Annotated in this window: 21 protein-coding genes; 13 read left to right on the plus strand and 8 right to left on the minus strand. The window is 44.7% G+C overall.

All coding sequences use genetic code 11. The features are described 5' to 3' along the window. Window positions 1-65: 65 nt before the first annotated feature. The 7 genes from IE104_RS05535 to IE104_RS05565 all read right to left on the minus strand — a co-directional run bounded on the left by IE104_RS05535 (window position 66) and on the right by IE104_RS05565 (window position 6,506). A complete protein-coding gene (locus tag IE104_RS05535) occupies window positions 66-641 on the minus strand; it encodes a hypothetical protein (protein WP_189416565.1) in 576 nt (191 codons plus the stop codon). Between the two features lie 68 nt (window positions 642-709). After that, window positions 710-1,348: a peroxiredoxin gene (locus IE104_RS05540; RefSeq protein ID WP_189416567.1), complete on the minus strand. Its 639-nt coding sequence runs from the start codon at window positions 1,346-1,348 to the stop codon at window positions 710-712. A gap of 284 nt (window positions 1,349-1,632) precedes the next feature. Next, window positions 1,633-3,540: a family 2A encapsulin nanocompartment cargo protein cysteine desulfurase gene (locus IE104_RS05545; RefSeq protein WP_189416568.1), complete on the minus strand. Its 1,908-nt coding sequence runs from the start codon at window positions 3,538-3,540 to the stop codon at window positions 1,633-1,635. 66 nt (window positions 3,541-3,606) lie between these two features. After that, a complete protein-coding gene (locus IE104_RS05550) occupies window positions 3,607-4,539 on the minus strand; it encodes a family 2A encapsulin nanocompartment shell protein (protein WP_189416570.1) in 933 nt (310 codons plus the stop codon). A 152-nt stretch (window positions 4,540-4,691) separates the two neighbouring features. Continuing rightward, a complete protein-coding gene (locus IE104_RS05555) occupies window positions 4,692-4,937 on the minus strand; it encodes a helix-turn-helix domain-containing protein (protein WP_189416571.1) in 246 nt (81 codons plus the stop codon). Then, window positions 4,934-5,896 carry a serine O-acetyltransferase EpsC gene (epsC, locus tag IE104_RS05560; protein ID WP_189416574.1) on the minus strand — a complete coding sequence of 321 codons (963 nt, stop codon included), beginning with the start codon at window positions 5,894-5,896 and terminating at the stop codon, window positions 4,934-4,936. Before epsC ends, IE104_RS05555 begins: the two co-directional genes overlap by 4 nt. Window positions 5,897-6,008: 112 nt before the next feature. Beyond that, window positions 6,009-6,506, minus strand: a complete 498-nt coding sequence (locus IE104_RS05565; RefSeq protein ID WP_189416575.1) for a rhodanese-like domain-containing protein — start codon at window positions 6,504-6,506, stop codon at window positions 6,009-6,011. Between the two features lie 383 nt (window positions 6,507-6,889). Here IE104_RS05565 and IE104_RS05570 point away from each other — a divergent pair, with 383 nt between their 5' ends. From IE104_RS05570 to IE104_RS05615, 10 genes are all read left to right on the plus strand, one after another. Beyond that, window positions 6,890-7,717, plus strand: coding sequence for a hypothetical protein (locus tag IE104_RS05570; RefSeq protein ID WP_189416577.1), 828 nt, complete (start codon window positions 6,890-6,892; stop codon window positions 7,715-7,717). A 298-nt stretch (window positions 7,718-8,015) separates the two neighbouring features. Beyond that, window positions 8,016-8,768 carry a GntR family transcriptional regulator gene (locus IE104_RS05575; protein WP_189416578.1) on the plus strand — a complete coding sequence of 251 codons (753 nt, stop codon included), beginning with the start codon at window positions 8,016-8,018 and terminating at the stop codon, window positions 8,766-8,768. Window positions 8,769-8,800: 32 nt separating this feature from the next. Next, window positions 8,801-10,555, plus strand: coding sequence for a fumarate reductase/succinate dehydrogenase flavoprotein subunit (locus IE104_RS05580; protein WP_189416580.1), 1,755 nt, complete (start codon window positions 8,801-8,803; stop codon window positions 10,553-10,555). A gap of 30 nt (window positions 10,556-10,585) precedes the next feature. Further along, window positions 10,586-10,831 carry a 4Fe-4S dicluster domain-containing protein gene (locus tag IE104_RS05585; protein ID WP_189416581.1) on the plus strand — a complete coding sequence of 82 codons (246 nt, stop codon included), beginning with the start codon at window positions 10,586-10,588 and terminating at the stop codon, window positions 10,829-10,831. Between the two features lie 116 nt (window positions 10,832-10,947). After that, window positions 10,948-12,348: an ABC transporter substrate-binding protein gene (locus IE104_RS05590; RefSeq protein ID WP_189416583.1), complete on the plus strand. Its 1,401-nt coding sequence runs from the start codon at window positions 10,948-10,950 to the stop codon at window positions 12,346-12,348. A gap of 34 nt (window positions 12,349-12,382) precedes the next feature. Then, the gene (locus IE104_RS05595) at window positions 12,383-13,180 is read left to right on the plus strand and encodes an ABC transporter permease (RefSeq protein ID WP_189416584.1); all 798 of its coding nucleotides are present in this window, start codon (window positions 12,383-12,385) and stop codon (window positions 13,178-13,180) included. Further along, window positions 13,177-14,103: an ABC transporter ATP-binding protein gene (locus IE104_RS05600; RefSeq protein ID WP_229837617.1), complete on the plus strand. Its 927-nt coding sequence runs from the start codon at window positions 13,177-13,179 to the stop codon at window positions 14,101-14,103. Before IE104_RS05595 ends, IE104_RS05600 begins: the two co-directional genes overlap by 4 nt. A 48-nt stretch (window positions 14,104-14,151) precedes the next feature. Continuing rightward, the gene (locus IE104_RS05605) at window positions 14,152-15,114 is read left to right on the plus strand and encodes a HEAT repeat domain-containing protein (protein ID WP_189416586.1); all 963 of its coding nucleotides are present in this window, start codon (window positions 14,152-14,154) and stop codon (window positions 15,112-15,114) included. Continuing rightward, a complete protein-coding gene (locus IE104_RS05610; protein ID WP_229837619.1) occupies window positions 15,111-15,404 on the plus strand; it encodes a DUF971 domain-containing protein in 294 nt (97 codons plus the stop codon). Before IE104_RS05605 ends, IE104_RS05610 begins: the two co-directional genes overlap by 4 nt. A gap of 171 nt (window positions 15,405-15,575) precedes the next feature. Further along, on the plus strand, window positions 15,576-16,358 hold the full coding sequence (locus IE104_RS05615) for a class II glutamine amidotransferase (RefSeq protein WP_189416587.1): 783 nt from the start codon (window positions 15,576-15,578) through the stop codon (window positions 16,356-16,358). 71 nt (window positions 16,359-16,429) lie between these two features. Here IE104_RS05615 and IE104_RS05620 read toward each other — a convergent pair whose 3' ends face one another. Further along, complete coding sequence (locus IE104_RS05620; protein WP_189416588.1) at window positions 16,430-19,366, minus strand: ribonucleoside-diphosphate reductase subunit alpha; 2,937 nt, start codon at window positions 19,364-19,366, stop codon at window positions 16,430-16,432. 963 nt (window positions 19,367-20,329) lie between these two features. Here IE104_RS05620 and IE104_RS05625 point away from each other — a divergent pair. The 3 genes from IE104_RS05625 to IE104_RS05635 all read left to right on the plus strand — a co-directional run bounded on the left by IE104_RS05625 (window position 20,330) and on the right by IE104_RS05635 (window position 25,069). After that, entirely contained in the window at window positions 20,330-21,352 is a 1,023-nt protein-coding gene (locus IE104_RS05625; RefSeq protein ID WP_189416590.1) for an alpha/beta hydrolase, read from the plus strand. Between the two features lie 131 nt (window positions 21,353-21,483). After that, window positions 21,484-24,183 carry a glycoside hydrolase family 3 protein gene (locus tag IE104_RS05630; RefSeq protein WP_229837621.1) on the plus strand — a complete coding sequence of 900 codons (2,700 nt, stop codon included), beginning with the start codon at window positions 21,484-21,486 and terminating at the stop codon, window positions 24,181-24,183. Window positions 24,184-24,307: 124 nt separating this feature from the next. Then, the gene (locus IE104_RS05635) at window positions 24,308-25,069 is read left to right on the plus strand and encodes an NIPSNAP family protein (RefSeq protein WP_189416592.1); all 762 of its coding nucleotides are present in this window, start codon (window positions 24,308-24,310) and stop codon (window positions 25,067-25,069) included. The last annotated feature ends 3 nt before the right edge of the window (window positions 25,070-25,072 follow it).

Below are 25,072 nucleotides of genomic sequence, written 5' to 3' on the forward strand. Positions count from 1 at the left end.
ATCCAACAGCCTGCTGTTGATATCCCAGCAGTGTTGGAATTTTAACTATCTTTAAATAACTGTGTTTAGTTGAGGAGATCTTGAATATTTTGACCTTCCGGTTTGTAACTCCAGCGGGGGATAAGCAATAAAATCAATATCGAAATTATGGCGACTGCGACTGATCCCCATATCGCCAAAGGAGCGGCTGCAATACGATCAGGATAGATATGCATAGCGGCGCCCAAACCAATTCCATTGCCCGCCGTAACGAGCACCACAGCTGTTAAATCGTGAAAGCGCCGCGCTTTATTTGCGCCCATCGCCCATTTGGGGTGAGTGTTGTAGCTAGGTAATTCTTCATGGGCATTGTTTAATTGCTCAAGTGCCGCGAGAAAACGTCGCAAATTACTGATTGCGCGTTCGCCTTTGTAATTTAAAAAAGCCAGACATAAAGATGCAGCAGGAAAGCCTGGCAACAACCATTCGACGGGCACACTTCCACCATCGCTGGGCTTTAGCGCAACCAATGCAGCTAATAAACTCAAAACCAGGGTTGCATATAGTGAGAGTGCTTGTTGTCGTTGGCTGATGCGCGTATTGACTTCCTGATAAGCTGCAATAAAACGATAATTGGCGTCGACAATGTATTTATTAGTCATAAATTTACAATTTTTTGAGTTAATAAAAAGGGCGCATAACGCGCCCTGTTGGTGAAGCAAGTGAGAAATTAACTGCGTGGATCTGGCGTTAGGCGCAAATAAGGTTTAATCACGGTGTAACCCTTGGGGAAGCGCTGTTTAATTTCTTCTGCATCCTGCAATGCGGGAACAATAACAACATCTTCTCCCGATTTCCAATTACCTGGCGTTGCGACCTTGTGATTATCGGTCAATTGCAATGAATCGATTACCCGCAAAATTTCGTCAAAGTTTCTACCTGTGCTAGCGGGGTAGGTGATGATTAAGCGAATTTTTTTGTTGGGATCAATAATGAATAACGAACGTACAGTAGCAGTAGTACTCGCGTTAGGGTGAATCAAATCATAAAGTGTTGATACTTTGCGATCTGCATCAGCCAAAATTGGGAAATTTACCAAAGTGTGTTGGGTTTCATTGATGTCGCCAATCCAGCGTTGGTGTGATTCAACCGGATCAACGCTTAGGGCAATAGCTTTTACGCCACGTTTGGCGAATTCGTCTTTTAATTTGGCGGTTAAACCTAATTCGGTAGTGCAAACAGGAGTAAAGTCAGCGGGGTGAGAAAACAAAATTCCCCAGCTGTTGCCTAACCATTCGTGAAAATGGATTTCGCCTTCGCTGGAATCTTGAACAAAATCAGGGGCTTCATCGCCTAAACGTAAACTCATTTTTTACTCCTTGATGTCGGTATAAAATTGGGGAAATTCATCAGCGCATATTTTTACAGCTTTGTGCAAAGCCGTAAAAATGTACGGTGATTTTAAACGGGTACAGCATAATCAAATCAACAGCCCTAATATAAGTTTTATGATTTGATAAACAAAATACTATTTTATGCTTTGCTTAGATCAAAACAGAAACACAGCTTCAGGCGACATTAGGATAAATTCGGCATATAAATAAAAAGCCCAGAGGATTAGTCTGGGCTTAGTGAGTTTTAAAAATATAAAGATTAACGCCGAGCTCGCGCCAAGCGTTCAATAACTGACGCCATTAGGTCGATTTCTTCGCAGGTATTATAAAAAGCGAAAGAAGGCCGAACTGTAGTTTCAACGCCAAAACGACGTAGAATAGGTTGCGCACAGTGATGGCCAGACCTAACGGCAATGCCTTCACGATTTAATTCTGTACCCACTTCTTCGGTTTTATAACCCGCTAAAACAAATGAAAGCACACTGGCTTTATCTGCTGCCGTACCTATAAGACGTACATCGGGAATAGGTTGCAAGCGTTGGGTACCATAAGCGAGCAAATCGTGTTCATAGCGCGCTATACGGTCCATGCCAATGCGCTGTACGTAATCTATAGCGGCACCCAATCCGACGGCGTCTGCAATGTTACCTGTACCTGCCTCAAAGCGGTTAGGCGCATCTTGATAAACGATGCGGTCAAAACTTACGTCGGCAATCATGTTGCCGCCGCCTTGCCATGGCTCAAGATTTTTTAAATGTTCAGCCTTGCCGTAAACCACGCCTATGCCCGTAGGGCCAAATACTTTGTGGCCGGAAAACACAAAAAAATCTGCATCAAGAGCTTGAACATCTACCCGCATATGGGACACGGATTGTGCGCCGTCTACAACGACAGGAACGCCGTTGGCGTGGGCGATATTAATGATATCTTTAATCGGCGTTACAGTTCCCAATGCATTGGAGACTTGCGTAACAGAGACTATTTTTGTACGGCCGTTAATTAATTTACGGAATTCATCCAGTAAAATTTGGCCACTATCGTCTACTGGAATAACGCGGAGTTTTGCGCCGACACGGGATGCAAGCATATGCCAGGGAACAATGTTGGCGTGATGTTCCAAATTAGAAACAATAATTTCATCACCTTCACCAACGCGTTGCTTGCCAAATGTATTGGCCAGCAAGTTAATGCCTTCAGTAGTTCCGCGTACAAAAATAATTTCGTCGGATGACTTGGCACCCAAAAATTTTTGCACCTTGGTACGTGCACCTTCATAAGCATCCGTCGCTCGCGCGGCAAGTTCATGCGCGGCGCGATGAATGTTTGAGTTTTCGTGTTCGTAAAAATAACTTACACGCTCAATCACCGATTTAGGTTTGTGGGTTGTTGCAGCGTTGTCAAACCACACTAAAGGCTTTCCGTTAACGCGTTCCGACAAAATAGGAAAATCACGACGAATGGCCTGCACATCAAAGCCTTGGGATTCGGCTGCAAATTGCCCTTGTTTGGGCGAATTCCCAAAAACAGGTTGGGCATTTGAATCCAGGAAATAAAAATTTGAGTCTGGCTTGGCTGCGGGCGCGCGAGTAGGATTATCAAATTGAGTAACACTAAATTCGGCAGCGAGCAGTTGTTGAATATCTTTTTCACCTGGCAAACTCGACGGGTTTGGCACAACGCGGTCGCCACCGTGACTTTGTGCTTGGTGATAATCACCAAGCGAATGACTTTCTAGCTTATGTAAATCAGCAGGAGTTTTGGCAGGGGCAGTTTGTGTTACAAACCGATTATCTTCCAACAAATTACGTAATTCATCCTCACCGGGTAAACCAAAAGCTTGCGGTGAAACCTGGGTCGCAAGTTGCTCAACCTGTAAATTGGCGAGCGGATAAGCGCCAGCATGCTCTGCAAAATAATAAGCGGGCACTGGTACGGCAGCTGACTGGCGTTCCAATTGCGGTGAAGAGAAAGAGGGTGCATCGCCAGCGCCAAAATCTGAAACGCTGCGGCCAACTTGTGGCTTTTGCGAAACATTTTGCGGCGCATGTTGTGAAAGTGCAGGGCGCAAACCAGAAACAATAGGCTCTGCATTAGGCAGAGCCTGAAATATTTCGTTAGCCAAAGCGGCAAGACTTTGAAGATCTGGCAAACCGTGATTGTCAGTCATATTGCAACTCAGTTATTGATGGCTACACCTTGATGTGTAGCCTTGTGGTTATTTGCAGCGGCGCGATTATTTATAAGTATCGGGATAATCGTGGTACTTGCTGACATCCACATCTTCCAATACCGCCAAGGCATCTTCTGTTAATACAGCGAGAGAGCAGTACAAAGAAATCAAATAAGAAGCTATAGCGTTGCGGCCAATACCCATAAAGCGTACTGATAGGCCTGGGCTCTGCTGACCAGCCAAACCTGGTTGATATAGACCCACCACACCTTGGCGTTTTTCACCTACGCGCAACAACAAAATTTTTGTTTTGCCATTTTCATCAATCGGTAATTTATCCGACGGAATTAATGGAACGCCGCGCCAGGTAATAAATTGTGAGCCGAATAAACTTACAGTAGGTGGTGGTACACCACGACGAGTACATTCACGACCAAAAGCGGCAATCGCCAATGGGTGTGCCAAAAAGAAACCTGGTTCTTTCCAAACTTTAACCAAAAGTTCATCAAAATCGTCGGGAGTAGGCGCACCGGTTAAGGTAGAAATGCGTTGGGTTTCATCAACGTTTGCCAACAAACCGTATTCGGGATTGTTGATCAATTCGCTTTCTTGACGCTCTTTGATTGTTTCAATCGTTAAGCGAAGTTGCTCTTTGATTTGATCGTGCGGGCTATTGTACAAATCTGAAACACGTGTATGAACATCAACAACACTGGTTACTGCATTTAAAAAATATTCACGCGGCTTTTCATCATAATCAACAAAAGTTGGTTTGATTTCTGATTCATCGCGTTGCGAGCAAGTTACAGTCACTTGACGTGGGTTTTTCACGCGGTTTAAGCGAAAAATGCCTGCTTCAACAGGTGTCCATTGCAGCAAATGAACAAGCCAACGCGGCGAAATAGTGGAAAGTTGTGGGGTAGTTTTAGTGGCGTTGGCAAGTTGGCGTGCTGCGTTATCACCAAGTGCTAATTGCACTTCATTTTCGGTAGACATACCGAAGCTCCTTTAAAAAATTAAGTGTTGAAATTCGAACAGTGAATTATTTGCATAGAAGAAAAAATACTAAGCTAAGATCACATTCTTATAAGGGAATATCAACCGGCTATAGCCAGCATTAAAATACGCGCTTATATTTTTTTAAAAATTTAACTAACGTTTTCCAATTGTGATTGTTCATAAGCTTCATAACGCGCTAGTAACGCAGAGGGTGATAAGTTCAATGCTTTGGCTATTTTTGTTACTGTTCCAAGCGATGGCATAGCAGTTCCGCGCTCAACTTCACCCACGTAGCTACGGTTTAGATCTGCACGATCGGCCAAAACTTCTTGCGATAGACCGTGCTCTTCACGCACACGTTTTACAATTCTGCCGAAATAAATAGAGAGGCTCATATTTGCGCCTCCGCAATGTTTCGAAGTGTGGCTTGGGTAATACTGCTGCCGGGTGGTACGCTCCGGGTAAGCCACACATTACCGCCTATGGTTGAACCTTTGCCGATAGTGATACGACCTAAAACGGTTGCGCCTGCGTAAATCACCACATCGTCTTCAACAATAGGGTGACGAGGAAGTCCTTTTTGCAATGCGCCGGTTTCATCGGTAGGAAATGTTTTTGCGCCGAGAGTAACGGCTTGATAAACACGTACACGTTCGCCAATGACTGCAGTTTCTCCAATCACAACACCGGTTCCGTGATCGATAAAGAAGCCACTACCGATTTGTGCTCCCGGGTGAATATCAATGCCTGTGCTGGAGTGTGCGAGTTCCGCAACGATTCTCGCTAATAGTGGGACGCCAAGCTCATAAAGTGTATGTGCCAGGCGGTGATAAATGATGGCCAATATGCCGGGGTAGCAAAGCAAAACCTCATCGACACTGCGAGCCGCAGGATCACCTTGAAATGCAGCTTGCACGTCAATATCTAATACACGGCGTAAACGTGGCAGAGCGGACGCAAACAAACGCACAATATTATTGGCCTGGATTTTTAATTCTGCTTCGTCTGCGCTATCAGATTGCTGGCGAGCTACATATAACAATTCAAGTTGAACTTGAATTAATAATTGATTTAATGCGGCATCAAGCGTATGTCCTACATAATAGTCTTCGCTCTCTTCGCGCAGGTCTTGCGGTCCCAGGCGCATAGGGAAAAGCGCACCGCATAATTCGCTGAGAATTTGTTGTAATACCTCGCGTGACGGCAATTCACGAAGGCCAGCCTCGCGCAAACGTCCGCGTTGGCTACGCCATTCGTTGCGCACTGAGCGCAACTCATTTACGATTTTGTCCAGCTCCCAATTGGTGGCTGCGACAAACGAAAATTCCGCTTCTTTGTTGGTTTTTTGAGGCATGGTTAACTCCCTGCAGAAAATCTTTGTATTATCAAAGTCTTTTAATTTTCAATTTTTAATGTGCGTTAAAGATTTTGTATTAATAAATCTTGGTCGTTTTGCGTTAAAGAAATTAATCTTGTACCCAAGGCAATCCACGCTGACGCCAGCCGCCGCTAGAGCCGCGTTGCTGGTTTTCATCCAGGTCGCCTTCAAAGCCTTCCCTTACGTTAAAAACGTTTTTAAATCCTGCGGCGGTAGAAGCCTCGGCAGCAGCAGCCGAGCGCTTCCCACTGCGGCACAACAACAAAATGACCGAATCTTTTGAGAGCTTGCTTTCCAATTCACGCAGGAATCGCGGGTTTTTAATCAAAGCGGGGCCGGTTTGCCAGGCGACATGAAAAGTATTGGGTACATGTCCAACAAACTTACGTTCTTCCGCTGCGCGCACATCGACTAAATGTGCTTGTCCATTTACAAAAAGTTTCCACGCTTCATCGGGCGAAACTTTTCCGGCATAACCAAGACCTTCTGAAATTGCTTGCTGTTTTGCAGATTCAAGCACTTCTGGCAAAGCCTCGTTTAATTTGGACGGGGTGGGCGATGGATTATTCAGTTGCACCACAGTCATAAGATTTCCTCGTATCTTGCAGGTGTTTAAAATTAAACAGCTGATTAATTCCTGGCTGCGCATTCATTAATAGGTGCGCCTAATTAATAGTTGCGCATGAATTAGTTTTCGTGAAGTCGAGGGGAAATATAATGGTGGCTATAGACAATTGGAAAGAATATATATGTATATCCTTATAATCATGTTGGTCCATATCCAGTTTGTGGACTGCGTTAATTGAAGAAGCTGCGCTATTTCTGGATTATTGAAGTGCCATAGTTTGATATTTAAACATTCTGATGCGCTGAGTTATAAGCTGAGAATATAAAATTCTTTTCTAATCAAAAATCTGGTCCTTATCATGCATTGCCTAAAGCAACTTAATTGACTTACCGGATTTTGATATGCCGCTTACTGAGCTGATGAATTACTTTAATGACCAATTACAAACGCAGGCGCGCACAAAGTCTTTGCCTAAAACAGGATTTTATAAAGCCGATAATGTGTATTGGGCGCGCTTTGGCAGTTTGATTCTGGGTAGCGATTTTCATCCTTTAAGCGCTATTAAGGATGAAAAAATTTTAGGTTATGAGGCGGAGCTGATTGTACGCGCCTCAACAGGCAACCGTTTAAATATAGACAGTATCTTTAACTCGCTGGATAGTAATGAACAGATTGTACATTTGGATCGACTGGTGCGAACACTTCATTCGCTCAACTATTTACAGCAGTTTGATGGACAAGATCATTTGCTCTCTCTGCAGGTTCAGTCTCGACATATTGTGAGTGTAAGCGACGACCACGGTAAGGCATTTGAAATAATACTAAGTGATTGTGGGCTTAAACCCGAAAGGGTTTTGTTGCATACGCGTTTGCTTGATCACGCAACCTTGAAGCATTTTAAAAAGGCATTAGAGAGTTATAAAAATCGCGGGTACAAAATTGGTATCAATATCACTCAGTCACGGGAGTTGACTTTGCTCGCCAGTTTAGAGATAACCCCCGATATTATTTTCGTGCACAATCCCTCTTTGATATTGGGCAACAAAACTGCAGATACCACTACCAACCAGGCATTCCTGACTCCCGTTGAGTTTTATGAAGGGCAGCGAATTTTGGTCAGCGAATCAAAAGATGCTGTTGTAGATATAGTAGATTCGTTTGATGGTTTGCTTTTGTTGCCGCAGGGCGCGTACGACGAAGATAAAACGGTAAATTATTTTACGGGATAGCATCTTCTTTAATATCTACCCAAAAAAGGATGGCATTGCCATCCTTTTTTTATTGCTGAATTAATCACACATAAAATTTTAATCGTCATAAGGATGTTGTGTCTGCTGTCTTTAGCCAACAAAAAGATGTCTATAGGCGGTGATAGGCTGTCTATGGCCACCAATTTAAGTTGGATGGTTATATCAATATAAAATTAAAGTATTTTGGGTAATTTTTTTCTCTTCATATACTCGCTCGCAACTTGTTATAACAAGTATTGATGAGCGAAATTCTATTTATTTTTATGTCGGATAACTGATGAGCAAGCATCAAAAACTTTTACCGCTTTCGCCAGTTCCTTTATACAGCCAATTAAAGGAGCTGTTGCGCACACGTATTTTAGATGGAAGTTATCCGGCCCATAGCCAGATGCCCTCTGAGAGTGAATTAGGCGCGATTTATAAGGTGAGCCGAATTACCGTACGCCAAGCGTTAAGTGATTTGCACAAAGAAGGTTTGATTTTCAAGATTCATGGCAAAGGTACCTTTGTTGCAAAGCCCAAGGCTTTTCAAAATGTGAGTAAGTTGCAGGGGCTGTCAGAAGCAATGTCTCAATTGGGATACGAAGTTTTAAATCAATTATTAAGTTTTAAATTTGTTAAGGCAGATTCGCAAGTTGCGAACAGGTTGCAGGTTCCAGAAGGAACCAAAGTCGCGGAAATTAAACGTATTCGTTTAATTAACCGCGAGCCGGTTTCCTTGGAGGTAACTTATGTTCCCCAACTTATTGGCGAGCAATTAGAAAAGGCAGATTTAATAACCCGCGATATTTTTTTGATACTGGAAAATGACTGCGGTGTTGCCTTGGGGCATGCCGATTTAGCAATAGACGCTGTTTCTGCCAGTGGTGAATTACTTAAAGCGCTCAATATTAATGAGGGCTCGCCCATTATGCGCATTGAGCGTTTAACGCATAACGCGGAAGGTGTTCCCATAGATTTTGAAAATCTTTATTACCGCGGCGAAGCCTTCCAATATCGTTTGCGAATTGATCGCCACACCAATAATTAATTTTTTGATACAGATGTTAGTTGGGAAAAACTATGAGCAATACCGCTTTTGATATCAGTAGTTTGAAAACCATTGAACAAGAATACGACATAGTCGTTGTTGGCGGTGGGACTGCAGGCCCTATGGCTGCTATTAAAGCTAAAGAGCGTAATCCAAATTTACGCATTTTGTTAATTGATAAAGCCAACGTGAAACGTTCCGGTGCTATTAGCATGGGAATGGATGGATTAAATAACGCAGTCATTCCTGGTCATGCAACGCCAGAACAATACACAAAAGAAATTACGATTGCGAATGATGGTGTGGTGAATCAAGCCACTGTTTATGCCTATGCAAAACATAGTTTTGCGACCATTGAGCAGTTGGATCGCTGGGGCGTGAAATTTGAAAAAGATGAAACGGGCGATTACGCCGTAAAAAAAGTGCATCACATGGGGTCATACGTATTGCCCATGCCGGAAGGGCACGACATTAAGAAAGTGCTTTACCGACAACTTAAGCGTGCGCGAATTTCAATTACTAATCGTTTGGTTAGCACGCGTTTATTAACAGATAGCGAAGGTGCAGTGAATGGCGTTTTAGGTTTTGATTGCCGCACAGCAGATTTTTACGTGATACGAGCAAAAGCTGTGATTCTCTGCTGCGGTGCAGCTGGCCGTTTGGGTTTGCCAGCCTCCGGTTATTTAATGGGTACTTATGAAAATCCAACCAATGCTGGCGATGGCTACTCAATGGCTTATCACGCCGGTGCTGAGTTGGCGAATTTGGAATGCTTTCAAATCAATCCATTAATTAAAGATTACAACGGGCCTGCGTGTGCTTATGTCACGGGGCCACTTGGCGGTTACACCGCAAACAATAAAGGCGAGCGTTTTATCGAATGCGATTATTGGAGCGGCCAAATGATGTGGGAGTTTTACCAGGAGCTGGAAGGTGGCAACGGCCCCGTTTTTTTAAAGCTTACGCATTTGGCAGAAGAAACAATCCAAAATATTGAAACTATTTTGCACAGCAACGAGCGCCCAAGTCGCGGTCAATTTCACCAAAATCGCGGTACAGACTATCGCGAAAATATGGTTGAAATGCATATTTCTGAAATTGGTTTTTGTTCGGGCCATAGCGCTTCAGGTGTATGGGTTAATGAAAAAGCAGAGACCAGTGTTAAAGGTCTTTACTCGGCGGGTGATATGGCAGCCGTGCCACACAACTATATGTTGGGTGCATTTACCTATGGTTGGTTTGCGGGTGTGAATGCAGCAGATTACGTTGCAGAGCGCGAATTTTCTTTAGTGGATGCTGCGCAAGTAGAGTGTGAACGCTCACGTGTATATGCACCCTTGCAGCGCTCTGAAGGTTTGCCACCCGCGCAGGTGGAATACAAATTGCGCCGCTTTGTAAATGATTATTTGCAGCCGCCGAAAGTCACTAAAAAAATGGAAATAGGTTTGCAGCGGTTTGATGGAATCGCAGCAGACATTGAACAAATTAAAGCCAATAACCCGCACGAATTAATGCGCGCTATGGAGGTCAGTTTTATTCGCGATTGTGCAGAAATGGCTGCCCGTGCATCTTTATACCGTACTGAAAGCCGTTGGGGTTTGTATCACTATCGCGTTGATTATCCAGAGCGTAATGATGCTGATTGGTTGGTGCATTGCCATCTTAAGAAAGACGAGCAGGGCAATATGATCAGTATAAAACGTCCTATAGAACCTTACCTGGTTTCGCTCAACGAACAAGAACAGGGTGCTTATAACAAGCTGCGTTTGAAAGTAGCCAACGGTTAATTTTAAAGATTTCATGAGAGGAGGCGACCCATGCCCCAACAAGCACAAGAAATTTTTTTTCGCAGTAACGCTCCTGTCACTGTGGATGAAGATAAATGTATCGCCCACAAAGGTTGCACTGTGTGTGTAGAAGTGTGCCCTATGGATTTGTTAGCGATCAATCCTGTTACACAAAAAGCATATATGCAATTTGACGAATGTTGGTATTGCATGCCCTGTGAGGCCGATTGCCCAACAGGTGCGGTAAAAGTCGATATTCCCTATTTGTTGCGTTAACTATTTTTATTCTGCCACCCGAAAACATTGGGCGCGTTTTTTTCGAAGTAACCTCTCGTTGTCCACCTTATGTGAGGCGATAACGATTCACACATTAGATTGAGAGGAAAAGGACCATGCGTTTTACCACCAAGATAACAGCGAGCATTGCTTTGGCTGTTGCCAGTTTTGCCAGCGTTAACACCTATGCTGAAACTATTCGTGTTGCATTGGGTACACAAGACACCACTATTAATTGCTCGACCGGTGGTTTGTTAATTCGTGAGTTGAAATTATTGGAAAAATATTTACCGCATGAGGGTAAGTACAAAGATGCAACCTACGATATCCAATGGAAAAACTTTACCAGCGGTGCTCCACTCACCAATGAAATGGTTGCGGGTAAGTTGGATTTCGGCGCAATGGCCGATTTTCCCGGTTCATTTAACGGCGTCGCTCATGAGGCGGCGGGTAAGCACAGTATTTTCTTAAGCGTTTTATCCGGCAGCATTAAAGGCAGCGGCAACGGAATTGTTGTACCTGCTGCATCGCAGGTGCAATCAATTACCGAATTAAAAGGTAAAACGATTTCTGTACCTTTTGCATCAACTTCACATGGCATGTTATTGCGCGCGATTAAGGCTCAAGGTTGGGATCTTGATAAAGACGTAAAAATTATTGCGCAAGCCCCGGAAATTGCTGGCTCGGCATTAAAAAGTAACCGTATTGAAGCCCATGCTGATTTCGTTCCTTTTGCGGAATTATTTCCTAACCGCGGTTTTGCTCGCAAAATTTATGATGGCTCGCAAGCTAATGCACCAACTTTCCACGGAACTTTAGTAGACGCTGCTTATGCAGAAAAATATCCGGAAATTGTTGTTGCTTATTTGCGTGCTGCTTTGGAAGCAGATCGATTAATTGCGGCTGAACCAGAAAAATACAGCGAGTTAATTGAAAAGGTGACTGGTATTGATGCGGAAGTGAATTATTTATTCCACGGCCCTCTAGGACTACAAACTCGTGATTTAACCTGGAAGCCAGAGTATCGCCAAGCCTTGGCGACAGCGATTGATACGCTGAAATTGTTGAAGAAAACGGATCAAGGTTTAAATATTGAGAAGTTTATTAATGATAAATACATCCGTGAAGCTTTCAAACAATCCGATTTGGATTACAAAAAATCTCTTGCTAATTACGCACAATTGCCGCTGAACGCCAAGGACGCAATAACAGGTAAGCCCATTACAGACTTTAAACATGTTGCTCAAATTTGGGTGCGCGGTGAACCTTTGGTTCGCCACTACGCTTCGTTTAAAGATGCAGTAAAAGTGTTAAAAGAATTAGAGTCTGAAGGCAAAGATATTCGCGCTATTTATGCACAAGCATCTGACAGCGGTATTAAATTGCTCGCTAACCAGGCTTGGTTTGTTGAAAGCGCACAGGGTCAAGTCGATGCCTTCTTGCTAAAAGAGCAAGCAGAAGCTTTCGCGAAAAGTAATTCAGGAACGGTACGCGATTTCAGCTCCATCCGTTTGTAATGTACCCAAAGATTTTTATAAGGTGGTTTAGCTAATGTCGTTGTTAAAATTTCCTTCCATACAATTGCAGGGTGTGGCGCTGCAACTGGGTTCGATTGCAGTATGTTTGCTGTTCTGGCAAGTCGCAGCCACGCAACATTTGAATTTAGGGTTGGTGACTTTTAGCAACGTACCAACACCGGGAGCTGTGCTTGCTGCTGTATGGCAGTTAGTGAGCTCTGATTCGCTGTGGCCACACCTGAGCAGCAGTTTAACCCGCGTGTTTAGCGGTTATTTAACGGCAAGCGTGTTAGGGGTCGGCTTGGGGTTGGCGGTTGGCCGTTCCAAACGCGCAGAAAAAATTCTTATGCCGCCGTTGGAATTGTTGCGTCCAATTCCCGCGGTTGCCTGGATTCCCCTAGCAATTTTAATGTTTCCATCATCGGAAGCTTCCATGATTTTTATTACCTTTACCGGGGCATTGTTTCCAATATTATTGAATACAGTTCACGGTGTTGAGGCGGTTGATCCACGTTTAATTGCATCGGCTCGCAGTTTAGGTGCGAGTAAAAGTGCAATTTTGCGCGAGGTAATTTTGCCCGGTGCAACGCCAAGCATTATTACAGGCTTGTCAATTGGAATGGGTACATCGTGGTTTTGTTTGGTAACTGCTGAGATGATTTCCGGGCAATTCGGAATTGGTTATTACACCTGGTCATCTTACGTCATTCAAAATTATGCGGACATTGTAGTGGGAATGTTGTTAATAGGTTTGCTCGGAATGGGGAGCAGCTGGTTAATAAAAATCCTCGGCAATTTTTTAACTCCTTGGTACCGTCTGGGAAAATCATGATGACTATTTACGAATCTGCCAATGCAAAACAATTGGCTGCTGAAACACATGGCGCTGCGTTTGAAATGGCTGATGATGTTGGCTTTGAAAAAAATAAAGCTGCACAGGGTCAAATTAACGCTGAAAAAATTTCAATTCATCTCGGTGAAGGTAAAGCAGCGTTTGAAGCTGTGCAATCAGTAGATTTTACGATTGCTCCCGGTGAATTTGTCTGTATTTTAGGACCGTCTGGTTGCGGTAAATCTACTTTGTTGGGTGCGTTGGCCGGGCATATTACGCCGAGCCACGGCAGTTTAAAGCTGGATGGAAAATTCATTAAAAATCCATCACCAGAACGGGGAATGGTTTTCCAACATCACACACTTTTGCCTTGGCGCAGCACGCTCGATAACGTTGCATTTGGTTTGAAAATGCAGGGGATTGGTAAGCAGGAGCGTCGCCAGCAAGCGGCTGAAATGCTCAAACTTGTTGGGCTGGAAGATTCTGCTAAACGTTGGCCTAGTCAATTGTCGGGCGGCATGCAGCAACGTGTAGAAATTGCACGTGTACTTATTAATAAGCCCCGCTTGTTGTTAATGGATGAGCCTTTTGGCGCGCTCGACGCGCAAACACGTTTAAAAATGCAGCAATTATTGTTAAGCATTTGGGGAAAAATTCGCACCACTGTGGTGTTTGTTACGCACGATATTGATGAAGCATTGTTTCTTGCTGATCGAATTTTGGTTATGAGTCCGCGGCCTGGGCGCATCATTGAAGATTTGTCGGTGGACTTTGCGCGTCCGCGTACAACCGAGTTGGTGACTACACCGGAATTTATGCGGCTCAAACGCCATTGCCTTGAATTACTTAGTCATGAAGAAGGCCGACAGTTACCACGTTTATCACCTCTGGGTTTGCCGCCGGCAGTTGAGTTTACCTATTAAACATCATCGCGTTTTGCGATCTACATTCTTAATGGAATTTGAGTCTCTATGAGTTTTATTGATAATCCAGACATCATTGCCCTGCAGCCACGCTTGCAAGATAGCGATGCAGCTGTGCGTCGCATCGCGTTGATTGATCTTGCTGATTTGGAAGAACCAGATGCTTTGCCATTGCTGACGACAAGTTTGCGCACAGATAGCGATGCCGATGTACGTGCTGAGGCTGCGCGTTTGCTTGCGGCATGGGAAGAGCCAGAAGTGATTACTGCATTGTGCGAAGCGCTTACAGATAGCAATCACAGTGTGCAGGAGCTTGCAGCTCACAGCCTTACGCAACTTAAAGAATCTATTTCTGGCCAGTGGATTTTGCCTTGGGCTGTTCATAGCGATGTCAGCGTGCGCCGCCGGGCTTTGCGGGCCCTGCGCGAGCTGCGTTTACCTGCAGCAGCTGAACCCGCCATTGCGGCTCTGGGCGATGCAGACGCGGGCGTGCGTCGCGAAGCTGTAGGTGTATTGGCTTGGCTCAAACATAAACCTGCGCTTGCCGATTTAGCCACGCTCGCGAGTCATGATATAGATGTGGACGTACGTCGCGCGGCCACGGGTGCCCTGGGATTTGCAGCAGAACCGCAATCACTTAGGGCGCTTTATAAGGCCTTGCAGGATAGTCAGTGGCAAGTGCGCGAGGAGGCAGCCGCAACTTTGGGTAAGCTGGGCTTTAAAGAGGCGGGCACCGAATTGGTGGATGCCTTGGCTGATGACTATTGGCAGGTGCGCCTGCAGGCCGCTCGTGCTTTGGGTAAATTGCGTTTTATACCCGCTAATCCTGCGCTGATTAGCTTACTGGGGCATAGCATCAGCAATTTGCGTAAGGAAGCCGCGCTCGCTTTGGGCGAAATTGGCGATCAACATGCCGTATTAGCTTTGCGTCATGCTGAAAATGATAGTGACCCCGAAGTTCGCAAAGCCGTACGCATTGCGTTGGCACAACTTAGTGAGCGCGTAGCGTGATCTTTGCACCGCAAAAAATACACAATGCTCACCTGGAGCAGCAGCTTGTTATTTGCTGGCGCGATGGACAGGAACACAGATTTAGCTATGGCGAGCTGCGTGCGGCTTGTCGCTGTGCTACTTGCCGTGCTGAACAGGTGCGTGGGCATTTGGTCTTGAGGGATGCAGATTTGAAGATTAAGAAAATCAACAATCTAGGGCAGGGATTGCAATTTGTTTTTAGCGACGGTCACGAGCGTGGCGTTTATCCCTGGCAATATATGTATGAACTCGGCTCGCGTCCCCTATAAACAGCTGTTTAATCCTCACAAGTCCGTAAATAGTTTATTGAGCAACACACTGCTGCAAATTGCACAATCTCAAAGCAGTTATAAGCTTGAAAAAAATTGATATTTCCGCTCGTTCGCAAATAACCATACTATGCTGACTATATTCATTTAGCAGTTTTGGTGATCGAGCCCATGTGCCAGTTGTTAGGAGTTAGTTGCAAGCAGCCAGCAGACATCAACTTTACGTTTGAAGGTTTTCGCGCACGTGGTGGTTTAACCGATGAACATAAAGATGGTTGGGGAATTGCGTTTTTTCGCAACAACAACTTCGATGTTTTTCTGGATCACCAGCCAGCCGCTAATTCTGAATTGGCAGCAGAAATTAATAGTGCGGGTATTAAATCCAAAACGATTATCGCCCATATCCGCAAGGCTACTGTTGGCGAAGTTAAACTCAGCAATTGCCATCCATTTCACCGTGAGCTTTGGGGTAAAACCTGGTTGTTTTGCCACAATGGCGACCTGAAAAATTTTGCTCCGGAATTAAATGGAAGATTTAATCCGCAAGGTGATACCGACAGCGAATTAGCATTTTGCTATTTGTTGCAGCAGTTGGAATCGCAACTGCCACAAGGTACTGATGACAGCGAGGCTTTGTTTAAAGTCTTGAATGATTTGAGCAGGGAAATAGAGAAGTTCGGCACTTTCAATATTATTTTCTCGAATGGTGATTTGCTATTTACCTATTGCTCAACTTCATTGGCACATGTTGAAAGAAAATATCCTTTCACTACTGTAACCCTGGTGGATAAAGATGTGTCGCTCGATTTAAGTCAACATCACAACGAGCACGATAAAATGATTTTGATTGCTACCAAGCCTTTAACGATTAATGAAGACTGGAAAGTTTATCAACCGCAAGAGGCAAGGATGTTTCGAGAGGGCGAAGTGATTTACAGCGGAATTAATATTTAAGGTTTAAATATTTTTAAGAATGACCAAATAAAAAAGCCCGCAATGTGCGGGCTTTTTTATTGCTCAGATAATTACTGGCAAGCTTCGCAATCAGGATTATCGATTGAACATGCGAGTGGCACTGGTGCCGCTTGCGCAAAGCTGGCTTGTTCAACTTCTGAAATCACTGGCGCTGCAACTGCTGGAGCAGCTGCAATACCACCGCCTGCACCTGTTGCAGATACTGCGTTCAATGCACCGGTATTAATGGTAGATTTTTCAGTAGTAGTTGCTGCTAATGCACGCAGATAGTAAGTGGTTTTCAAACCGCTGAACCATGCCATACGGTAAGTGATATCCAACTTTTTACCGTTAGCGCCAGCAATGTACAAGTTCAAGCTTTGCGCTTGGTCAATCCATTTTTGGCGACGGCTTGCAGCTTCAACAATCCACTTGGGTTCTACTTCAAATGCGGTCGAATAAATCGCTTTTAAATCTGCGGGAATGCGATCAATTTTTTGCACCGAACCTTCGTAATATTTCAAATCATTAACCATTACGGTATCCCACAAGCCACGAGCTTTTAAATCGTGTACCAAGTGCGGGTTTACTACAGTGAATTCACCAGAGAGGTTAGATTTCACGTAGAGGTTTTGGTAAGTCGGTTCAATCGATTGAGTTACGCCAGTGATGTTGGAAATAGTTGCCGTTGGGGCAATCGCCATCACATTGGAGTTACGCATACCCTGTGATTTAACTTGTGCGCGCAATGAAGCCCAATCAAGTGTTTGGCTGCGGTCAACTTTAATGTATTTCTCGCCACGGTTCTGCGCGAGGTTTTCAATCGAATCGATTGGTAGAACGCCCTTGCTCCACAAAGAACCTTCAAAGGTAGAGTATTTACCGCGTTCTTTTGCTAATTCGCTTGACGCTTTAATCGCGTAGTAACTTACTGCTTCCATTGAAGTATCTGCGAAGGCAACGGCTTCATCAGAACTGTAAGCGATGCGTTGTAAATACAATGCATCCTGGAAGCCCATAATGCCCAAGCCGATTGGACGATGACGCAAGTTAGATGCTTTAGAGGTTGCAACAGCGTAGTAGTTAATATCAATTACGTTATCCAACATACGGATAGCGGTTTGCACAGTGCGTTCAAGTTTTGCTTGATCAAGTTTGCCGTTCACAATGTGTTGTGCGAGGTTGATCGAACCCAAATTACATACCGCGATTTCATCATTTGCTTTGGTGTTCAGAGTAATTTCTGTACACAGGTTAGATGAATGCACTACGCCGCAATGTTGTTGTGGGCTGCGAATGTTGCATGGGTCTTTAAAGGTGATCCATGGGTGGCCAGTTTCAAACAACATGCCGAGCATTTTGCGCCACAAATCCAACGCGCGAACAGTTTTGAAAACTTTGATTTTGCCTGCAGCGGCTTGTGCTTCGTAAAATGCGTAACGTTCTTCAAAAGCTTGGCCGTATAAATCGTGCAAATCTGGAACATCGTTTGGAGAAAAAAGAGTCCACTCTTTGTCATCAAACACGCGCTTCATAAATGCATCGGGCACCCAGTTAGCGGTGTTCATATCGTGCGTACGGCGACGGTCGTCACCAGTATTTTTGCGGAGCTCTAAGAACTCCTCAACATCCATATGCCAAGTTTCAAGGTACGCACATACAGCGCCTTTACGCTTACCACCCTGGTTAACAGCAACAGCAGTATCGTTGGCAACTTTCAAGAAAGGTACAACGCCTTGTGATTTGCCGTTGGTGCCTTTGATGTAAGCACCGAGTGCGCGAACTGGTGTCCAGTCGTTACCCAAACCGCCCGCAAATTTACTGAGCATTGCGTTGTCTTGCATTGCACCGTAAATACCGTGCAGATCGTCTGGTACAGTAGTTAAGTAGCAAGATGACAATTGCGGACGCAAAGTACCAGCGTTAAACAGAGTTGGGGTAGAGCTCATGTAATCGAAAGATGACAACAAGCGATAGAACTCGATTGCGCGTTCTTCTTTTTGTTCTTCTTCAATGGCGAGGCCCATGGCAACACGCATGAAGAAAATTTGTGGCAATTCGATGCGTACATCATTGCTGTGAATGAAGTAGCGGTCGTACAGAGTTTGCAAACCCAAATAAGTGAATTGCAAATCGCGGTCAGCTAATAAAGCTTTGCCTAATTTTTCGTGATCGAATTTCAAAAGTTCTGGAGATAATAATTCGAGCTCCACGCCTTTTTTCAAATAAGCAGGCAGGGCGCGAGCGTAGTAAAGCTCCATGTCTGATTGGGTGGCTTCTTGTGCTATGCCAAGGAAGCTCAAAGCTTCTGCACGCAATTTGTCCATCAACAAACGCGCGGTTACGAAAGAATAATTCGGCTCTTTTTCTACCAATGTGCGGGCAGTGATAACCAAAGAGGTGTTTACATCAGATTCGTTTACGCCGTCATAAAGGTTGCGCATGGCTTCATCGAGAATCGCTTTCTCTTCAACGCCTTTCAAATTAGCGCAAGCTTCAGCAACTATGGTGCGCATACGGCCAATGTCTAAAGGCGCGCGGGTGCCGTTGGACAAGGTTACGTTGATGCTTGGGTATTCACTGTCAGCAGCTTGTTCTGAACTGCGTTTTTCAGCGCGCATACGCGCATGCTTTTCGCGGTAAAGTACATAGTCACGGGCAACTTTTTGCTCGCCGGAGCGCATGAGGATCAATTCAACCTGATCCTGAATCTCTTCAATGTGGATAGTGCCACCAGAAGGCATGCGGCGCTTGAAAGTCGCGGTAATTTGTTTGGTGAGATTGTCTACGGTTTCGTGGATACGGGTCGACGCTGCAGCGGTACCACCTTCAACAGCCAGGAATGCTTTTGTCATGGCAATGGCGATTTTGCTTGCATCAAACGGAACAACCGTACCATTGCGCTTGATAATGCGCAGTTGGCCGGGCGCTGTAGCCGCAAGGTTTTGGTTGCCATGAATATCGTGTTGAGGGGTAGTGCTGGTACTGCTTTCAATGTCGGTGTGCATAGACGTCTCCCGCGTGAGGTCATATCCGTAGTTATGTATATAAAGCGATAAATCCAAAAAACCGGTGACTGCGTTCAATAGACAACGCAAATAATCAGCGGTTTGTAAATCCTAAAACTAAACAGTGAAGGTGAAACAGGGATTGGTAATTGCCATGTCCATTTCTTACAGCTTTTAAACCCTAATTCTGGCCAAGGGCCATTTTGTATTTATTAAAATCAGGGTTTAGAACGCTACTCAGCAGGTCAATTTACGGCCTGAGCCATAATTTACTGCTACCGCCTCCTTATATATGGGAATACTTCCAAGCGCATTAAAGACACTTTTAAGTAAACACAACATATAGTGGCGGTTGTTCCCAAACTACTGATGCCAAAACTGTGCGCTCAGGGCCTGTTTTGGCTGTCTATAGAAACTGACTATCTCTATAAACACTCAATTGGGTGTAAAAGCCTTACCAAATCTACTTGACAGGCGGAGCATCAATCGTTTGATTGCACTATTGGAAACCAATAGAGAAGCCTGTCACAAAACCCTATATGTAGGGGTTTAGTCAAATCTGAGCAACAAGATAATGCGATTAAGTGATTAATGCAAGCCTGAAAATTGCCGTTCGGCCTGTGGATAAGATGTGGGTAGTCGGTGAAAAAACTGCGTAAAACCCTTTAAACAGCGTGCTGACGCGGGTTTTGTATCTAAGTGAGGGGTTAAGCAGAGGTTAGAATTTTTTCTTCTAGGGTAAGTCGCTGTTTATTACTACATCTTGTGGTTCAACACCGAACAAAAATAATTGTGGATGAACTAAAAAATCGAACGATTTTTCGCGTCTATTTTCTGTGGGTTCTTCAAATCAGTATTGCGATATTATTATCATATAGTAATAATGACTACGTGATCGCATGGACGATTTACAGCAGGCTAATAAAAATCCAAACACAAGATCGGCAATGAGGAAAAATAAAAATGCGTCAATTAACTCGTTATTTTATTGTTTTTTTACTCTTAACACCCCTCTGTTCCAGCGCATTTGCGGACCACCCCATCAAGCATCACGTGGGAATCGTTTGGGCCAGCCCTAAGGGTTTTAACCTTACGCTGGATATCCACGTTCCCCAAACCCAAGCTACCAAGCCCAAACCAGTTTTAGTGATCTTCCACGGCGGCGGCTTCTTGCTAAATAGCAAGTCAATCATGACTGACCTTGCGACCAGCATTGCAAGCCGTACCGATGTTATTACGGTTAATGTGAACTATCGTTTGCTGTCAGATCTGGATAACACCACCACTATCAACGAAATTATTGAAGACGGTATGGGATCGGTGCTTTGGGTGAAGGACAACATCAAACAATACGGTGGCGACCCAACCAAAGTGGCGGTGACTGGCGATAGCGCGGGTGGCCATTTAGCTTCAATGGTGATGTTAGCTGGCCGTAATTTGGATAGTGACGGTTTTGCGAAAAAGCCGCTGGGCTTTAAACCTACTTACCTTCCACAGGGCATGACGGCTGAGCAGGTTGCCAGTAAAGACGGCTTGAAATTACAAGCAGCTATTTTGAGCTACACCGGATTTAGCTTAGTGGGTATGGCAGAAAATGGTTTTGAAAAAGGCGGTCCTATTTGGGGTTGGGCGCATGCAAAAGCGCGCGGCTTTTTTGGTGATGCTATCAACCTTAAAGATAACCCGGACTACTACCTGGCCCTTTCTCCAGATCAATATTTAGTAAACGCCAAAAAATATAAGTTGCCGCCACAATTTGTGCACGTAGGCGAAAACGACCAAGCCACTAGACCAGAATTTTCGCAAAAATATACGGAGCAGCTTAAGAGCTTGGGTCAATCCGTTCGCCTCAAAATTTATCCCGGTAAAAAACACGGGTTCCTCGATTCTGGTTGTAACGATTACAACCAGGGTTGCTTTGATGATATGTCAAAACCTGCGGTTGACGACATGATTGCATTCTTAAACGAAGTATTCGGTCTGTAGAAAAACACTTCAGCTTCAACATTCTGCACAGGGTTCGATTTAAAAAAACTTGTGCAGAAATTAACAAGCGGGCAAACACAGCGCAGCAGCATCTTGCTGCGTATCCCTCCAATAAAAAGATGGAATTCATTATGGGTAAATTTACTCAGTTAAAGCATTTCCCTCGCATGAAAAATTTGCGTGTGAAAAAATACCTAGGCACATCTTGTGCACTTATTTCGGCAATGCTGTTTTCTGCGTTTGCCAGCGCGCAACTCATGCCAGATCAGCTTAAGCCAAAAGTTTTGCCATACAAAGATACATCGCTCAGCTTTGAAGAGCGCGCCAAAGATTTGGTGTCGCGTATGACGCTGGAAGAAAAAACACCACAGTTAATTAACGACGCACCGGCAATTCCTCGCCTTGGCGTGCGTGAATACAACTGGTGGAACGAGGGCTTACACGGTGTTGCAGCCTTAGGCGATGCAACCGTATTCCCGCAATCTGTAGGTATGGCCGCTGCGTTTAACGAACCGCTCATGCAAAAAATTGGCGATGTGGTGAGCACAGAATTTCGCGCAAAACATTTTTCAAAACTCCATCGCTTTGGTGGCTCAGATTGGTTTGCAGGTCTAACCGTTTGGGCGCCCAACATTAATATATTCCGTGATCCGCGTTGGGGGCGAGGCCAAGAAACCTACGGTGAAGATCCATATTTAACATCACGTCTTGGTGTTGCCTACGTAAAAGGTTTGCAGGGTGATGATCCGCATTATTTAAAAACCGTGGCCACGCCTAAACACTATGCGGTTCACAGCGGTCCGGAGGCTGGTCGTCATAGAGACAACGTAAATCCTAGTGCAAAAGATCTTGAAGAAACTTATTTGCCTGCATTCCGCGCAACAGTGGTTGAAGGAAAAGCTGAGTCAGTGATGTGCGCTTACAACGCCATTAACGGTGTTCCTGCTTGTGCGAATACTATGTTGTTAAAAGAAAACTTGCGCGATAAATGGGGCTTCAAAGGTTTTGTTGTGTCTGACTGCGCAGCAGTATTTGATATTTATTTCAAAGGCAGCCATGGCTTTACTGCGACACCGGAAGAAGGCATAAAAGCGGCCTTTGATAGCGGTATGGATTTGATTTGTGGTGAGGCAAATGAAGTAGACAACATCAACAACGCGCTCAAAAAAGGTTTGGTGACCGAAGCGCAAATTGATACGGCTCTGGTGCGTTTGTTCACTGCGAGAATGCGCCTTGGTCAATTTGATCAACGTACACAAGTGTTTCCAAAAATTACCGCAAATGACAATGACACTGAAGCGCATCGTCAACTTGCTCGCACTATCGCCAGTGAATCACTCGTGTTGTTGAAAAATAAAGATAGCTTCCTGCCATTTAAATCGTCCATTAAAAAACTTGCTGTAGTTGGTCCAAACGCTGATAGCGTTGCAGCATTGGAAGGTAACTACAACGGCAGTCCTTCAAATCCTGTGACTGTGTTGAAAGGTATGCGCGCGCGTTTTGGTGAAAATAATATTCAATATGCACAGGGAACCGGGTTGGTTGATCCTGTTCAGTCAGCTGTTCCAAATAACGTACTGTGTGTTGATGAAAAATGTAAAAAATCCGGTTTGAACGCCGAGTATTACGCTGATAAAAGTTACAAAGATAAGCCGCTTGTTAAGCGTATAGATGAGAATGCAACGGTTAGCTGGCGCAACGAAGTTGCCAGTGGTGCCGTGCGTTGGACCGGTTTTGTGAAAGCGCCTGAAACCGGCACTTATTCCATGCGTTATCTTGCTGATGGTGGTTACCGTATTTGGGTCAACGACAAAATCGTTATTGATGCCTGGAACGTTGATTGGCGCCCGGTAATTGCGAGCGGTAATGTTGATTTGGTTGCTGGCCAAACCTATCGTTTGAAAATTGAAGCCTTCCAGCGCGGTGAGCAAGGTAATGAAAAATTGATGTGGAGTGTGCCTTCTAATCCTGGTGCGCAAGCCGCTGTAAGTGCAGCAAAAGATGCAGATGCCGTTGTGTTTGTGGGCGGTATAACAGCACAAGTTGAAGGCGAAGAAATGCCGGTGCCTATGCCAGGTTTTACTGGTGGTGATCGTACTGATTTGAATTTGCCAGCAGCGCAACGCGAATTGTTGAAGAAACTTTACGCAACCGGAAAACCTGTTGTGGTTGTGCTGATGAACGGAAGTGCATTGGCGGTTAACGAAGAAGATGCATCTGCGACTGCGTTGGTTGAAGCCTGGTATCCGGGTGGGCAGGGCGGTGAAGCAGTTGCTTCCATGCTGGCAGGTGATTTTAGCCCGGCAGGTCGTTTGCCCGTGACTTTCTATAAGTCGCTTGATCAATTGCCAAAGTTCAATGATTACTCCATGGACAACCGCACTTACAGATTTCATACAAACGACGTACTTTATCCATTCGGATACGGTTTGTCCTACAGCAAGTTTTCTTATGGTGAAATTAAATCGCCCAAGCAATGGGATTCAAATGGTGCTGTAACTGTGTCTGTGGATGTAACCAACGTGGGTAACCTGGATGCTGACGAAGTGGTGCAGTTGTATGCCTCGCGTAAAGATATTCAAGGTTCGCCAATTCGTACGCTGGTAGGCTTCCAACGCGTTCACATTGCCAAAGGCAAGACACAAAAAGTGAGCTTCCAATTGGATGATCGCCGTTTAAGTACAGTAGACGCAAAAGGACAGCGTGCAGTGGTCCCCGGAACGGTTAACTTGTGGGTTGGTGGAGGTCAGCCAGCGCAGCGCGCGGGGCTTGAACCGGCAGCTGGCGGCGAAACCAGCTTGATCATCAAGAAAGGTAAAACTGTGTTGTAATCTGTCTATCGGTATCTATGTCGGGTGCGGATACTGATAAGATCCTGAAAATGGTTTCGATGAAAGTCGGAGCCATTTTTTTTAACAAACCCTTTTAACTTTTCTCAACATACAGAAAATTCCTATGAAAAAATTAATCTGTGTCTTAGGTATTTTGTTTAGCGTTTTATTAACGGTTACACCCGTCCAGGCAGCTGAGCCCGCTCCGGTTTATGAGCTGCGTATTTATACTGTTCACCCAGGCAAAATGCCGGACATGCTAGCGCGTTTTAAAAACCACACCACTAAAATTTTTGAGCGCCACGGTATGGTCAATGTGGGTTACTGGGTGCCGGTAGAGCAAAAAGACGGCGACAAACTTTATTACATTCTCAAACACAAAAGTCGTGCGGCAGCCGAGGTCTCATGGAAAGCTTTTGGTGATGATCCTGAATGGGTAAAAGTTCGCACAGCCAGTGAAGCGAATGGACCTATTGTGCAAGGTGTCGAATCTGTGTTTTTAGCACCAGCAGATTATTCGCCGGAAAAGTTTAAACTCGCCGGAAAACATATATTCGAGTTGCGCACCTACACGACTAACGACGATAAGTTGAGCACATTAGATACGCGTTTTCGTGAACACACGATTAAACTGTTTGCTAAACATGGGATGACAAATATTGCTTATTGGCATCCAACAGATGCAGATAAAGGCAGTGCAAATACTTTGATCTACTTGCTGGCACATAAAGATCGCGACGCTGCAACCCAATCCTGGGCAAATTTTATTGCTGACCCTGAATGGATAAAAGTCCGCGATGCATCGCAAATCAACGGCAAAATCTTGATAGAAAATGGAATTAAATCAGTGTTTATGAATCCGACGGATTTTTCTCGTTTGCATTAAAAG

Origin of the sequence: Cellvibrio zantedeschiae, from assembly GCF_014652535.1 — a bacterium.
Lineage (GTDB): Bacteria > Pseudomonadota > Gammaproteobacteria > Pseudomonadales > Cellvibrionaceae > Cellvibrio > Cellvibrio zantedeschiae.

Excerpts from the sequence above, each read along its gene's own strand:
- IE104_RS05615 (WP_189416587.1), top strand. The coding sequence starts at position 15,576 with ATGTGCCAGTTGTTAGGAGTTAGTTGCAAGCAGCCAGCAGACATCAAC.
- IE104_RS05570 (WP_189416577.1), top strand. The coding sequence starts at position 6,890 with ATGCCGCTTACTGAGCTGATGAATTACTTTAATGACCAATTACAAACG.
- IE104_RS05555 (WP_189416571.1), bottom strand. The coding sequence starts at position 4,937 with ATGAGCCTCTCTATTTATTTCGGCAGAATTGTAAAACGTGTGCGTGAA.
- IE104_RS05545 (WP_189416568.1), bottom strand. The coding sequence starts at position 3,540 with ATGACTGACAATCACGGTTTGCCAGATCTTCAAAGTCTTGCCGCTTTG.
- IE104_RS05595 (WP_189416584.1), top strand. The coding sequence starts at position 12,383 with ATGTCGTTGTTAAAATTTCCTTCCATACAATTGCAGGGTGTGGCGCTG.
- IE104_RS05575 (WP_189416578.1), top strand. The coding sequence starts at position 8,016 with ATGAGCAAGCATCAAAAACTTTTACCGCTTTCGCCAGTTCCTTTATAC.
- IE104_RS05535 (WP_189416565.1), bottom strand. The coding sequence starts at position 641 with ATGACTAATAAATACATTGTCGACGCCAATTATCGTTTTATTGCAGCT.
- IE104_RS05625 (WP_189416590.1), top strand. The coding sequence starts at position 20,330 with ATGCGTCAATTAACTCGTTATTTTATTGTTTTTTTACTCTTAACACCC.
- IE104_RS05620 (WP_189416588.1), bottom strand. The coding sequence starts at position 19,366 with ATGCACACCGACATTGAAAGCAGTACCAGCACTACCCCTCAACACGAT.
- IE104_RS05605 (WP_189416586.1), top strand. The coding sequence starts at position 14,152 with ATGAGTTTTATTGATAATCCAGACATCATTGCCCTGCAGCCACGCTTG.
- IE104_RS05540 (WP_189416567.1), bottom strand. The coding sequence starts at position 1,348 with ATGAGTTTACGTTTAGGCGATGAAGCCCCTGATTTTGTTCAAGATTCC.
- epsC (WP_189416574.1), bottom strand. The coding sequence starts at position 5,896 with ATGCCTCAAAAAACCAACAAAGAAGCGGAATTTTCGTTTGTCGCAGCC.
- IE104_RS05580 (WP_189416580.1), top strand. The coding sequence starts at position 8,801 with ATGAGCAATACCGCTTTTGATATCAGTAGTTTGAAAACCATTGAACAA.
- IE104_RS05635 (WP_189416592.1), top strand. The coding sequence starts at position 24,308 with ATGAAAAAATTAATCTGTGTCTTAGGTATTTTGTTTAGCGTTTTATTA.
- IE104_RS05550 (WP_189416570.1), bottom strand. The coding sequence starts at position 4,539 with ATGTCTACCGAAAATGAAGTGCAATTAGCACTTGGTGATAACGCAGCA.
- IE104_RS05630 (WP_229837621.1), top strand. The coding sequence starts at position 21,484 with ATGGGTAAATTTACTCAGTTAAAGCATTTCCCTCGCATGAAAAATTTG.
- IE104_RS05590 (WP_189416583.1), top strand. The coding sequence starts at position 10,948 with ATGCGTTTTACCACCAAGATAACAGCGAGCATTGCTTTGGCTGTTGCC.
- IE104_RS05600 (WP_229837617.1), top strand. The coding sequence starts at position 13,177 with ATGATGACTATTTACGAATCTGCCAATGCAAAACAATTGGCTGCTGAA.
- IE104_RS05565 (WP_189416575.1), bottom strand. The coding sequence starts at position 6,506 with ATGACTGTGGTGCAACTGAATAATCCATCGCCCACCCCGTCCAAATTA.
- IE104_RS05585 (WP_189416581.1), top strand. The coding sequence starts at position 10,586 with ATGCCCCAACAAGCACAAGAAATTTTTTTTCGCAGTAACGCTCCTGTC.